The sequence below is a fragment of the Flavobacterium glycogeni genome, from assembly GCF_048286775.1.
Classification (GTDB): domain Bacteria; phylum Bacteroidota; class Bacteroidia; order Flavobacteriales; family Flavobacteriaceae; genus Flavobacterium.
On sequence record NZ_JBLVPV010000001.1, the window covers coordinates 1 to 14,349 of the forward strand.

Sequence of the window (14,349 nt, forward strand, 5' to 3'; positions counted from 1 at the left end):
CACCACAAGATGAGATTTCTTTTAAGGGTCGTGGGAGATGACCACGTTGATAGGCTATAGATGTAAAGGCAGTAATGTCATAGTCGAGTAGTACTAATAACCCGTAAGCTTATGTACGCTTTTCCCCGGGGCAACCCGGGGAAGAAACTTTCTAATAACTTTTTATTTTCTTTATCTCAGTATGTTAAGATATTATTGCAATTTTTAATTATTCATTTTTAATTATTACTTGCAAAATGATTGCCCAAAGCAATTATAACCTCTTAAGGTGGTTATTGCGGCGGGGCTCACCTCTTCCCATCCCGAACAGAGTAGTTAAGCCCGCCTGCGCAGATGGTACTGCAGTTATGTGGGAGAGTATGTCGTCGCCTTTCTTTGAAAACCCCGTTCTAACGAACGGGGTTTTTTATTCATACTTTTATTATAAGTAAAGTATACTGGTACCTTAGCTCAGATGGTAGAGCAATGGACTGAAAATCCATGTGTCCCTGGTTCGATCCCTGGAGGTACCACAAAATGCTCGGATGGTGAAATTGGTAGACACGCTGGACTTAAAATCCAGTGAACAGCAATGTTCGTGCGGGTTCAAGTCCCGCTCTGAGTACAAAAAACTTCAGTTGGCTAACGCTGGCTGAAGTTTTTTTATTTTTACTATTAAAGAATCCTCATCATTTTGAATGATGAGGATTCTTTGTTTAAGTCTTGTTTATTTTTTTACTTATCGCTAATTTCAGACTAGATATGTTAAAAAAAGTTTTTATTATAAGAAAAATATTATTTAATTGTAATATTTCAGGCTAGAAGTTGGTTATATTTGAAAATATTTTACTGAATAGTATTAATTCAACAGATACAGAGGAATTCAATGAGCACAAAACTTAACATACTAAAAGCCCATCATGGTGATTCAATAATTATTGAGACTTATGATAGTAGTAAAAATAAATTCACAATTCTAATTGACGGTGGACCAAGGGAAACATTCAGAACTACATTAGTTCACGAGTTAAATAGATATGAAAAAATAGATTTAATTATACTTACTCATATTGATCATGATCATATTTCAGGTCTAATTCAATATTTATCTAGTTCATACGCAAAAAATCATCATTTTGATAAATTACTACTTAATGCCCCTAATTTATTAAAAGTAGACACAAGTGGAACACAAATTTCTATTGACGAAGGAATTGAATTTGAAAGGCTAATTCATTCGCAATATCCAAACTTAAAAATCATTAGTGATGTTACTTCGGAATCTCTAAATAAGCTAGATTTACCGGACGGTATAGATATTAAAATACTTTCTCCAAATCAAATTGCCTTAGATGAGTTAAATAAAAATTGGTCTGAAATTGATCTTTCCGAAGATGAAGGAACTCAAATAGCAAGTGTAGATATTATTGCAAAAGATTTCAATGTTAATTTTGAAAGTTTAGCTAATAATGTTGATCTAGAAAAAAATATTAAAAAAGATTTTGCAAATGCCTCTTCAATTGCATTTTCAATACAGACACTTGACTTTCATGGTTTATTTTTAGGTGACGCTCATTCTACAATAGTAGCTGAGGGGCTTTCGGATAAATATCCAAATCAAAGCCCAATTGTTTTTGATTATGTCAAATTGTCCCATCATGGTAGTAAATACAATATTTCAAATAGATTTCTCGACACTATAGAATGCTATAATTATATAATTTCTACAAATGGAGGAAAAGGAAGAACTAAACATCCAGATAGGCAAACTATTGCTAAGATTGTATGTCATAAGAATATGCAAAAATCAAATGTTCAATTTTATTTTAATTATCCACTTTCTGATATAGAGATTAAAACGGGTAAACTGTTTAAAGATGAAGAATTAGTACTTTTTGATTGTCATAATAAAAATGAATTTACGATATGAGTGTAGAATTGTTAAAGCAAATAGTAGTTAAGGTTTCTGTATCTGATGGGACTAATTCAATTTCGGGAAGTGGTGTAATAACCAAAAATAGAGAAGGAAAATATTTTATTATTACAGCAGAACATTGTATTAATGGGAAAAGTGGCGCAAGGCTAAACAATATTATTCGGGAAAACATCACTATTCAACATAAGTTCAATAATGGAGATAATTTCAAAAATATAATTGTTTCGGATATATTATTTTGCGATGAGAAACAAGACATAGCTATACTTTCAATAGCACCCTTAAACGGGCAAAGCGATAATGTAATATATTCAAAACTAAATAACGAGTCTGATTGTAATGGAATAAATTTTAGAGGATTTCCTAAATGGTTAATTGAAAAAGATGAAGCAAAAACTTTCGATTGTAAAGTAGATGAAGTTGATAGTGAAACTTTTATTATTAAATCTGATGAAATTAAAGATTTATCTTTAGAAAAATCAACCAGTGAAACATCTAGTGGTTTATCTGGTAGCGGTGTTTTCGAGATTTATAATGAAAAGATATTTTTAATAGGGATTGTAACAGATTTAAGAGTTACAAATGGGACATTTGGACATATCAAATGTGTAAAACTCGATTCAATCTTTGATCAATATAATTTTGAAACTTCTTTGCTTTCAAATAAGGAGCAACAGATAAAGATTTCTATTAAAGCAGAAGATAAAACGAATTTTATAGGTGAGATTATTTTAGATGAGTATTATATAGACAGAACTCTATCTGAGGTATCTAAAAAGGAGGTTGATTATTTTGAAGACAATGAAGAAAAATCAACATTATCTAAAAAACTTAATGAACATAAGAACTTATTTGTTTTAGGAAACCCTGGCGGTGGAAAAAGTACAGAACTAAAAAAACTAGCAATATTGAATTGGAAGGAAGGGGAGGTTGACGATTATGTGCCGATTTTTAAAAGTCTTAAAAATTTTGCCAATACTAGCACTTTAGAAGACTATTTACCATCTAGTTGGTTAAAATTAAATAAGATTTTATTAATTCTGGATGGTATTGATGAGATTTCAGATATTGAATCTTTTAAGTCTAAATTAGAAAATTTTATTGATGCTAATCATTTAAAAAAGGACATAAAGTATGTTATAAGCTGCAGAACTAACATATACGAAAGCGTTGTTAATAGACTTCCTAATTTTAGTGCCTTTTACTTGCGGGATTTAACAAAAGCCCAAGGAATTGAACTACTTTCAAAAAAAGGAATTGAATTTAAATACGATTCGAAATGGGATGTCTTTTTAAAGAACCCATTTTTAGTAAGTATTTTGGCAGAATATATTTCTGAAAAGGAAGAAACCCCAATAAGCACAGCTGCTTTATGGAAAGCTTACATTGAAAAAAGATTGGCTCATGATAAAAAGGATAAATTAGTTAAAATTTCTATTGATCCAATGTTAATAAATAAATTTTCAAAGAAAACGTCTTTGATTAGTGAGTTGATGAAAACCAATGTTTTTGATGAAAGCAAACTATTTTCGATTTTAAAAGAGAATTCTACTGACTTCAAAGAATTTAAAAAGAATCCATTGCTAGAAAAAATTGAAGGCGAAGATATTTGGTTTTTTGAGCATAGGAACATCCAAGAATACTTTGCAGCTAAAGCACTGTCGGAATTATCCACTAAAAAAATTAAAAAAAATATTCTTATCAAGGGAACTGATAAAACTCATCCTACTCTTTTTAACACAATTACTTTTTTAATTAATATTTTAGAAGGAGAAAAGTACACTGAATTAGTAGAATGGTTTATAGAAAAAGAACCGGAACTCCTATTTAGAGCGGATTCCAATCGAATAGATGTTTTTAAAGTAAAAGTATTTCAGTACTATTTTAAAACTGAATGCATAGATAAAAGCCTTTGGATTAGTACAAAAAATACTTTTTCAGTAAAAGAGATAGCTGATTTTGGTAACTGTGAAAAAAATTTTAATTATCTCGTAGATTTTGTTAATGATGACAAGTGTCACATAAGAATAGTATTGTCTGCTTTGAAATTGTTATGTTTTTTTGAAATTCCAATTGGGAAAGAAAATGAAATAAAAATCTGGTGTTTAGATTTATTAAAAAATTTAGATAAAGAAGTAAGCGTTAAGTCTAATATTATTCAGTTTATTAATATTCAAAAGTTAATCGTAAATGATTCTGATTACTTAAATTCCATTTTTGATGTTCTAAAAGAAGAAACAAATAAGGAAATTAATAGTTCATTATTGTTTATGATTAGAGATCTTGATAATATTGATAGTTTGTTTTTGTATTTAAAAGAAGAATTCCTTCGAGTTAATAAAATTGTTAAGAGAAATGATATTGATGATGTTCATAGAGGAAATAGTTGGGTTTTAAATGAACTTATTTTAAAATTAAATAATTCTGATTTTTTCATAAAATTAATAGCTTATCATTTTACAATAGGATATAATTTGGATTTAAGTAATGATGATGCTGAAAAAATATTGCAAAGATGTTTGTTTTTTAATTTGAAAGAAGGTGATTTTACGGTTCGTTTCCTAACAGCGATTAACGGTAAAACTGAATTTTATAAACATGAAAGACTACTTAAAGAAATTATTTTACAAAGTAATTCTCAATTGGAAATATCTAATTATTTATTAGAGAACAACCCTTTCTCAAAAGTAAGAGTACTTTTGGCTAGTATTGCTAATACAAAAGTTATTGAATTAGTTAAAGATTGGTTTGTTTTAAAACAGATTAGTTCTGAAGAAATAAATATTTTTAGACATAATTTATGGGTTTATAATAAAGCTGCAAGCTATGAATTCGATTTACTGATGAGTAGTGAGGGTATTAATTTTAAATTTGACACTCCACTTTTAAGTGAAGAGGAGCTATCAAAACAGCAAATAAAAAATAACTCTAAGTTTCAACATAATTTTGATATTCTTTTTAATAAAGATGAGTTATTGAGAGCAATTGAAATTATTTTTAAAGAAAATAACCCAGTTATTGATCAAAACGAAATAAGAAAAATTGAAAGTAATTGGTATGAAAAGAATGGAAGTTGGAGTAATACAATTGACACTTCGATAAAACTTTTAAGTACACTAGTTTTTTACCATTATAAAGAAACTTTATCTTTTCTAGAAGTTGAAGAAAAATTAGAAAATGATTTCATTAGATATGATAAAATAAAAACTTTAATTAAAGGAAACGTAAATTCGAATGTTAAGTTTGAAGTTTCAGATGAGCAAAAAAGAAATATAATTGCTTGGTGTGTTGAAGCTTCAAAATCTATAGAATTTGATATGATTATTAAACTTGATGGAGTCAATTCTTTTTCTATGCTTCGTGATTATGAAGTTTTAAAAACTGTTTTGATTTTTCAAGATATATATGAATTTGAATTGTCACAGGGATTTTTATTGAATTGCCTTGAATTTTTTGATATTGAGAAAACAAGCGAAGAGGATGATGTTTTTGAGAAATTGTTAGCGAGGATAAGTGACAAAAAACTTTTTAATCAACGAATAGTTAATAATATATTGTCAAAAAAAATGTTTTCATTTGTTATGGATAGGCATGTAAGTTATGCTCTTGATCATAACTTGGAGCTTGCTTTTACTGAAATTAGAAACTATTTTAGTAATAGTAGCCTAGGTTATAATTTAGATGAAAAACTAGAAAAATATATTCAGTTAACGGGAGATATTGCGTTATTGAAACAATGTTGCGAAGATGTTAAAAGTCCTAAATGTTGGTCGGCAATTAAAATTTTATTAAAATTAGATAAAGAGGTTAATTTTTGTATTACTAAAGCAATCGAATATTTAAATATTAATTTTGAAGATAGTAATAAATTTTGTCTGTGGGATGCATTAGGAGTTTTGTTTCAACAAAATCGAAAAGAAGCGATCGTTTACTATCACTCGTTACTAAATGAAGATCATTTGTCACGTATGTATTATTCAAATTATTCCGCTGTAGATTATGATACTTTTGAGAAGATCTTTTTTGAAACTTATAAAAAAGATTCAGGCAAAAGTGTTTTTAACGATAGTGCAGAGTTCATGAGTTCATATGTCACTAATTTATCTAAAGACGCTGAAAATTATACTAAAACTCAGAAAGTTTTAAATTCAATAAAAAATAAGCTAAACAAAGAAGAGCACGATTCTGAATTATTTTATATCAACATTCTGATAGATAATTCTACAATGAGTTATATTAATTCTAAATCTAAACCAATGAAATTCGAAGAAGCTTTACGTAAAGTCGAAGAAATTATAAATTAGATTTATGTCTCTATATTTCCTGCTTGAGGGATAGCAGTGAAAAGCCCACAGTCCCTTTGAGTCTCAAACTCAACGGGACGAGGACTTGAAACGAATAGCCCGACCTGATCTTTTCGGGAAGGTCACGCCCAAAACAAAATTATTATTTATGTAACCAATGTTTTTGGTTTAGAAATTCACGATATAAAATACGAGGAACTAGTCAATTGTATCTTTCGTTTCTTCTAGCTCATCGGATTTTCTTCCAATTTTTATTTTAGGATTGTCTTTGTTTCCTGTGATAACTAATGGAACTCCGAAAATTCCTAAAGGTGGTAATCCCAATCGCATTTTGAGGTTCAGTTTTCCGTCGAGGCTTGTTTTTCCTTCAATTCTTGGTCGGAAACCGGCGAATTTGAACTTGAAACGCTCGATAGTTATGATGTTGTTTTTTATCGAAGACTTTATATCCACTTTTGAAATTTCAGGATTTTTGATTCCTTCGTGACTGGTTTTTTTACTTACGGCATTAAACATCTTCATGCCATATAATTTTATATCTTTTATAGAAACGACACCGTTACCTACTAATGAAGGATATACGGGTTCCATCTTTTCATTTAATTTCCCCTTGAGTTTGTAGTCTAATGAAATGGTTCCTTGCGCTTTTTCGGCAGCACTTGCCATTTCTCTGAAAATTTTAATTTCGTTGTACGCTCTTTTAACATCAAAATCGCTGGCTTTTATCTCATATTCAAATTGCGCTTTTTTGGGCGTAATACCTTGATATTTGGCATTCATCGTAACGGCACAACCAATCAGATTGAAACCGGTATTTTGCATGTTTAATTTGCTGTTTTTCATTTGGAGTGTACCTTTGGCATCGTTGAGAGTCAGTCCATTGAAATTTACTTTTTGAGCATTGGCTTGGAATCGCAAATCGAAATTAGACGGAATCAGGATTACTCCTGTTTCTGATGGTGCAGCCGTTGTCGTTGCAGCCATTTTGGTGGTACTCGACATAAATTCATCGGCATTGATGTATTTTGAATTTAGCATAAATGCACCTCTTAAAACACCATTTTTGGAAGTTACAAAATTGAATACGTTTTGTAAATAACCGTTCATTTTAAAATCAGATTGACCATAAGCGGCCAAAAAGTGATTGAAACTCATTTTATCCTGATTGATTTTGAAAATGCCTTCTTTTATAAGAAATGACTTAGGCAGGTATTCAGACGCAAAAAGAATGTTTCGGAGTTCTAGTGTACCTTTGTTACGCAGTTTGCTGTAGTTCCCTTTTTCGGCATCACTTTGTTTTCCTTTTAGTGCTAAATCTGCTTTGATAGAGCCATCAATATCCAGTCCTTTTTGGGAGAATACGTTGTATATCTTACTAATGTCGAGCGTTCCTTTGGCTTTGATGTCATAAGCAAGATCATCAAAATTAGATAAATCGGCTTCCACAAAAACCGGTTTTCCTTCAAAGGTAAATTGTGTTGGTTTTAATGTTACTTTCAGGTCGCTGAATGTTCCTTTTTGATTGGTTACTTTGGAAACAATGTTGATATCAGTAATTGGATTCGGATAGTATTTGGTTTTTAAATAGCCGTTTTTTAAATTTATAGTTGCATTTGTAACTGGAAAAATATGATTTTGTGAATCGTATTTTCCTTTTGCTGTTCCTTCGCCAGTAAGCATTCCTTTTAATTCTATATCAGGAATTCCAAGGGCACGATTGAGTTTTTCTAAATCAATTTTGGTGTTTAAAGTAGCGTCAATTTCGGGATTATGTATTCCTTTTACATGCAATTTCGTTTTCAAATAATCGGCAGCAATGTTCAAAGACAAATTTTTTGCATCAACAATCAAAAGATCAGGATTGAGTGAAGGAAGTTGAGTTGATAGATCCAAATTTAGATTTGAAACAGGAAATTTACTCTTGTCATAATTTACAAAACCATCTCTTATTTTTAAATCCAGATTTAAATTGGGTGCTTTCTTTTCGGAAGCAATGTATTTGCCTTTTAAAGTCAGCAGTAAATCTGTTTTTCCCTTAAGTTCGGTTTTTTTGAGCCATGTAATATACTTTGGAGGAAAAGCAGTAAATAAGTCTTCCAGATTACTATCAGTAGATTTAACAATGAAATCTATATTATAACCATCTTTTAGAAAGTCAAATTTTCCTTTGAAATCTACCGGTAATTTGTTGATTTTTAAATCATTTTGCTCAAATACAAAAGACAATGAATTGACATTTACTTTAGTGATTAAATCTCCATCTACTTTTTTATTCATCAAGTAGGGCTCATTTTCATAAATGATATTTAATCGATCGATTTTTGCTTTTGAATATAAGTCAAATACATCTTTGCTTAAATCTCCATTGCCAAGATAATTAAAACCCAAAGCATCAAAATGAATGTTGGTCGATTGATCGTCGTAAACAATTTGGCTGTTTTTTATTTCAATTTTTTCCAGTTTTAAAGCTGTTTCAGAGCTGTCACTTTTTTTGGTTTCTTTTGGGGCGATATACACATTATAGTTTGCTTCCCCATTTTTGTTGACTTTTACATTTATAAAGGAATGGTTCAGGTAGATTTGGTCAATTTCAATGGTACTGCTAAAAATTAGGCTTGAGACATTTATACCAAACGAAACTTCTTTGGCTGTAATAAATTTTTCGGTTTTATATGGAGCAGAACCATTGAGTTTAAAATCATTTAACGTAAGTGTTAAAGATGGGAAATGATAGAAAAAGGAAACCTTTGCATCCGAATAATTCAGTTCAGTATTTAATTTAGCATTGGCCGCTTTTTTGATTTCCTGCTCAATCCTTTCTGAAAAAATAAAAGGGGTTATGAACATCAAAGAAAGAATAACGACAATAGTAATTCCTATGTATTTTAATGTTTTAAGAGCTACAGCTTTAAGTTTATTGTTGGGCATGTGAAAAATCCTTTTTGGGAATTATTTGATTAAATAAAATAAGGGGCAAATGTACTCAAAAAGCAGCTGATAATTTGGGGAAACAGATTGGTTTTTTAGACTATTTTAACTCGTTGGGTGTAATTAGTTTTTAATTATAATTTTCGTCAGTTCGAGTGATTTTCTCCCGAAGCCTCGGGAAGAAAATTGTATCGAAAACAAGAAAATGTAGAATTAAAAACGGTTCTCGATACATTTTTTGTTACGTTTTACTCCACAAAAAACACTCGAACTGACGTTTTTAATAATTACCCAAAGGTTATTTTAAATTTCTATAATACTCACAAATCGAGTTAATAGGGCATTCAGGGCACTTGGGTTGCGGCCGACAAATTTCTCTTCCCAAAAAGGAGATAGCCATCCCGATTTCACCCCAGATTTCTCTTGGTAACACTTGCATCAATTGTTTTTCGACTTTAATGCCATCTTTGGATTCTGTGATTAATCCTATTCTGGGTGCCACTCTTATAACATGCAAATCGGCTATAATTCCTTCTGCAGGAACTTTAGCTTCGCGCATAATAACATTGGCTGATTTTCGTCCGATGCCTTTTAATGCCACCAAACCTTCCATAGTGAGTGGAATATTTTCGTTTTTTTTGATGGTTTTCGCGATTTCCAGAAGCCAGTTGGCTTTGGTTCCAAAATTCCGGACTTTGGAGATATAGGGAAATAATGCCTCCACATTTGAAACAGACAAGCTTTCCATATTTGGGTACACTTCAAATAGAGCAGGGGCAATTTTATTGATATGGGCATCAGAATCTTGTGCCGATAAAACAACCATCACCAAAAGCTGGTATAAATTATGGTAGTCCAACGGATGTTTTCTTCCTTTGTACTTTGCTAAAATTGGTTCTAATTTCTTAGCCCAATCGTTTGAATTTCCAAATAAATCCATAGTATCATTCTTTAAAATCTACAGATAAGGAATTCACACAATAGCGTTGCCCAGTTTTGGTAGGTCCGTCTTCAAATACATGACCCAAATGACTGCCACAATTGGCACATAAGATTTCAGTGCGTTTCATGCCATGCGTAACATCCGAAATATATTGTACTTTTCCAGGAATGGACTCATCAAAAGAGGGCCAACCGCAATGCGCATCAAACTTAGAGTTGCTTTCAAACAAAGGCTCTCCGCAGGCGCCACAACAATAGGTTCCTTTTTCAAAATTCAAGTTGTATTTTCCCGTGTGTGGATATTCGGTTCCTTTCTGGCGAAGAATTCGGTACCGTTCTTCACCTAATTGTTCCTTCCATTCTTGTTCGGTTTTTTCTACAGGATATTTCATGATTTATTAATTTTATTAAAAAATTATTATTCTTTATTTTTTAACTCTTACTGCAAGATTATAGAGTTTTTATTTCATTGTAATTCAATTACTTATCATGAATGAATTGAACTGTTCTTTCAATTACTTTATGGTTGCCAAGGATTTTTCGATGCCCTAATCCGTCCGTTAATAATAACTCCCCATTTTTTAAGTATTTATGAATGTGTATTCCAGCTGTCACAGGAACTTCGGGGTCATTATTATCATGGATGACTAAAACGGGAATAGTCGTTTCTTTCGCAGCCAAATAAGCAGAATAACTGTTCATATCTTCCTTGTGTTTTTTTTCGAAATGCAAACGCAATCGGGTGCTTATATTTGGTTTCAATTCTAATTTTGCCACAAAATCATCCATAATATCTTGAACGATATCGCCACTGCCAATAATAACGGCATGATTTACCTTAAGCCCTTTTTTTATGGCATTCAAAACGGACATTCCGCCTAATGAATGACCAACTGCAGCTTCGAAAGGACCAAACTGTTTGTCTATTTCTAAAATAGTGGCAATAAAATCGACCATAATAGTCGTTTTTCCGGGAGATTTTCCGTGTGCCGGTGCATCAAAACTAACGGTGGAATAACCTGTTTTTATCAATTCATCGGCTATTTTGAATAACTGTGTTCCACGTCCTGACCAGCCGTGAACCAGTAAAATTTTCTTCTCACTTTTTCCATATTGATACAAAACAACCTCTTTGTCAATTGCCGGAATCTTGATTAATTTTTGGATGCTATTATGATCCATTTCCAATTCTCTTTTTGGAATTTTATGTTTTATAGGTGTTGTAAATAATTTCGCAGCAAATTGAGTCACTAATTTCGGCGAAATAAAAGAGATAAGTTTACTGGTTAGGATTATAAATCTAGGAATTTCTAATGATTGTGTATGAATAGAAGTCTTTTTTGTCATTTCAATAAATTTTCAACCGAGTTATTATTTTATATATTTTTCACTAAATTTAGAAAAACATAAAAGTAGTATATTTTATAAAAATTTAATGAATTAATAGCATTTACTTAAAATCTGCAAAGGGATATATCAAAGAATAAACTGTAGTATTGTTAAGTAATAATTAAAAAATAACAAAATTTCATAAATGGAAATATTTCATATTAGTGCAGAATGTTATCCTGTAGCAAAAGTGGGGGGGTTAGCTGATGTTGTAGGGGCTTTACCCAAATATCAGAATAGTGCAGGTCATCAGGTGAGAGTTGTGATGCCTTGTTATGACACAAAATTCAGAAAGGAAAATGAGTTTGAATGCGTGCATTGGGGACATGTAAAATTGGGGAGTTTTAATTTTCCTTTTAACATTCTAAAAGAGAAAACAGACAAGTTGGAATTTGAACTGTATTTGGTAGAAATTCCGGAGCTATTTGATAGAAAAGAAGTGTATGGCTATGACGATGATATTGAGCGTTTTTTGTCTTTTCAAATTGCCACATTAGATTGGATGATAGGGAGAAATGAAGTTCCTGATGTTATTAATTGTCATGATCATCATACTGGATTGATTCCTTTTATGATGTTGTATTGTCACGAATATGAAAAATTGCGAAATACGCCTTCTATGATTACCATTCATAATGGTTTGTATCAAGGGCAGTTTGGTTTTGATAAATTGTATTACTTGCCAAAATTTGATTTATCGCATGTGAAAGTTTTAGAATGGGACAATTGTATCAATTCGCTTGCCGTAGGAATCAAATGTGCTTGGGCAGTGACGACCGTTTCTCCAAATTATCTGAATGAGATAAATTATTCTGCTAATGGACTGGAATCCTTATTTAATTTGGTGCGATACAAGTCAAAAGGAATTTTGAATGGTATCGATATTGAAGTTTGGGATCCGGCTAAAGATGCTATGCTGTCAACCAATTATTCTATCAAGAATTTTGAGAAAGGGAAACAGGAAAATAAAGAAAAATTATGTAACCTTTTTAATTTAGATCCAACAAAGCCACTTTTTAGTTTTATAGGCAGATTATTGGAAGAAAAAGGTGGCGATTTATTGCCTCACGCTTCAGCACTTGCTTTATCTGAAAATTATCAACAGATTAATATTTTAATTTTAGGCTCAGGAAATACACTGATTGAAAATCAATTGAATGGCTTGTTGTCTGATTATAAAGGCAACTACAATACTTTTATTGGATATAATGAAGAATTAGCCCATTTGATTTATGCCGGTTCTGATTTTTTATTAATGCCGTCAAGAGTCGAGCCTTGTGGTTTGAACCAAATGTATTCCTTACGGTATGGCACCATTCCTATTGTGAGAAGAACGGGTGGATTGAAAGATACTGTTATTGATTTTGGTGACAACGGAAACGGAATTTGCCATGATCAGGCAAGTGTTGCTGACATTTGTTATTCGATTCAAAGAGCAGTGGATTTATACCAAGACAGAAAAAAGCTAAATGAAATTAGAAAAATTGGAATGAGTACAGATCATTCTTGGAGTAGTGTCTGCCAAGAATACATAGACATATATAATTTAATCATTAATAAAAAATGAAAGCTAAAAAGAAAAATGTTATTGCAATTATTTTAGGAGGTGGACAAGGATCCAGATTATACCCGTTGACAGAAACAAGATCTAAACCAGCAGTACCAATAGGAGGAAAATACAGATTAGTTGATATTCCAATTTCAAATTGTATGAATTCGGATATTTACAGAATGTTTGTGTTGACTCAATTTAATTCAGCTTCCTTAAATGCCCACATAAAAAACACCTATAACTTTAGTATTTTTAGCCATGCCTTCGTTGATATTCTTGCTGCAGAGCAAACTCCGGATAATCCAACTTGGTTTCAAGGAACTGCGGATGCCGTAAGACAATGTATGCCTCATTTTTTGAATCATGATTTTGATTATGCATTGATTCTTTCAGGAGATCAATTGTATCAAATGGATTTTAACGATATGTTAGAGGAGCATATTAAAAATGAAGCTGATATCACGATTGCGACTTTACCAGTAAATGCGAAAGATGCACCTGAATTTGGAATATTAAAAACAAACTCCGAAAGTTGTATCGAGTCCTTTATTGAAAAACCAGCAAAGGAATTGTTATCAGATTGGGAATCGGATGTGAGTGAGCAAATGAAGAACGAAGGAAAGCATTATTTGGCTTCGATGGGAATCTACATCTTCAACAAAAAACTGTTGGTAGAGATCATGTCAAATAAAGAAACTAAAGATTTTGGTAAAGAAATTATTCCACAAGCTGTAGGTCATAAAAAAATATTGAGTTATCAATATGAAGGATATTGGACAGATATTGGTAATATAGATTCTTTTTTTGAAGCTAATATTGGATTAACGGAAGACTTGCCTAAATTTAATTTATTCGATGATAACAATAAAATTTACACAAGACCAAGATTGTTGCCTCCATCAAAATTCCAGAAAACATTGGTTGATAGATCGTTAATTTCCGAAGGTTGCATTTTGAATGCCAAAGAAATAAACCATTCCGTAATTGGTATTCGATCCAGAATAGGAGAAGGAACCATAATTCAGAATTGTTATGTGATGGGGAATGATTTCTATCAGAATATTGATGATATGAATGAAGATCTTAAAAACGACAGACAATTGATTGGAATTGGAGAAAGATGTTTTATAAACAATGCTATAGTAGATAAGAATTGTAGGATTGGTAATGATGTTTATATCAATGGAGGAAATCATTTAGAAGATTTTTCTAATGAATTGTATGCCATCAAAGATGGAATTGTTGTCATTAAAAAAGGAGCAGTTATACCGGATAATTACATCATAAAGTAAATTTATAAACTGTTTTTTCTTAAAAAT

The 14,349-nt window shown here is 31.3% G+C and carries 8 protein-coding genes, 2 tRNA genes and 2 rRNA genes; 8 read left to right on the forward strand and 4 right to left on the reverse strand.

Annotation, left to right across the window (positions count from 1 at the left end):
• From ACNQGX_RS00005 to ACNQGX_RS00030, 6 genes are all read left to right on the forward strand, one after another.
• Positions 1-117: ribosomal RNA gene (locus ACNQGX_RS00005) — 23S ribosomal RNA — on the forward strand; the annotation flags it as partial.
• Positions 118-264: 147 nt separating this feature from the next.
• A 5S ribosomal RNA gene (gene rrf, locus ACNQGX_RS00010) occupies positions 265-374 on the forward strand.
• A gap of 65 nt (positions 375-439) precedes the next feature.
• Positions 440-512 (forward strand) — tRNA-Phe (locus ACNQGX_RS00015).
• A 6-nt stretch (positions 513-518) separates the two neighbouring features.
• Positions 519-604 (forward strand) — tRNA-Leu (locus tag ACNQGX_RS00020).
• A gap of 261 nt (positions 605-865) precedes the next feature.
• On the forward strand, positions 866-1,909 hold the full coding sequence (locus tag ACNQGX_RS00025) for a ComEC/Rec2 family competence protein (protein ID WP_417972865.1): 1,044 nt from the start codon (positions 866-868) through the stop codon (positions 1,907-1,909).
• Positions 1,906-6,219 (forward strand): NACHT domain-containing protein, encoded by a 4,314-nt coding sequence (locus tag ACNQGX_RS00030; RefSeq protein WP_417972867.1) that lies wholly within the window; start codon positions 1,906-1,908, stop codon positions 6,217-6,219. Before ACNQGX_RS00025 ends, ACNQGX_RS00030 begins: the two co-directional genes overlap by 4 nt.
• A gap of 198 nt (positions 6,220-6,417) precedes the next feature.
• On the opposite strand, the gene ACNQGX_RS00035 is transcribed toward ACNQGX_RS00030, so the two are convergent.
• The 4 genes from ACNQGX_RS00035 to ACNQGX_RS00050 all read right to left on the reverse strand — a co-directional run bounded on the left by ACNQGX_RS00035 (position 6,418) and on the right by ACNQGX_RS00050 (position 11,436).
• Positions 6,418-9,147, reverse strand: coding sequence for an AsmA family protein (locus tag ACNQGX_RS00035; protein ID WP_417972869.1), 2,730 nt, complete (start codon positions 9,145-9,147; stop codon positions 6,418-6,420).
• 298 nt (positions 9,148-9,445) lie between these two features.
• Positions 9,446-10,087 carry an endonuclease III domain-containing protein gene (locus ACNQGX_RS00040; protein WP_417972871.1) on the reverse strand — a complete coding sequence of 214 codons (642 nt, stop codon included), beginning with the start codon at positions 10,085-10,087 and terminating at the stop codon, positions 9,446-9,448.
• A gap of 4 nt (positions 10,088-10,091) precedes the next feature.
• On the reverse strand, positions 10,092-10,481 hold the full coding sequence (gene msrB, locus ACNQGX_RS00045) for a peptide-methionine (R)-S-oxide reductase MsrB (protein WP_131917227.1): 390 nt from the start codon (positions 10,479-10,481) through the stop codon (positions 10,092-10,094).
• Between the two features lie 88 nt (positions 10,482-10,569).
• Entirely contained in the window at positions 10,570-11,436 is an 867-nt protein-coding gene (locus ACNQGX_RS00050) for an alpha/beta fold hydrolase (protein ID WP_417972874.1), read from the reverse strand.
• 187 nt (positions 11,437-11,623) lie between these two features.
• Here ACNQGX_RS00050 and ACNQGX_RS00055 point away from each other — a divergent pair, with 187 nt between their 5' ends.
• The gene (locus ACNQGX_RS00055) at positions 11,624-13,045 is read left to right on the forward strand and encodes a glycogen synthase (protein WP_417972876.1); all 1,422 of its coding nucleotides are present in this window, start codon (positions 11,624-11,626) and stop codon (positions 13,043-13,045) included.
• The gene (locus tag ACNQGX_RS00060; RefSeq protein WP_417972878.1) at positions 13,042-14,322 is read left to right on the forward strand and encodes a glucose-1-phosphate adenylyltransferase; all 1,281 of its coding nucleotides are present in this window, start codon (positions 13,042-13,044) and stop codon (positions 14,320-14,322) included. The genes ACNQGX_RS00055 and ACNQGX_RS00060 overlap by 4 nt, the downstream gene beginning before the upstream one ends.
• The last annotated feature ends 27 nt before the right edge of the window (positions 14,323-14,349 follow it).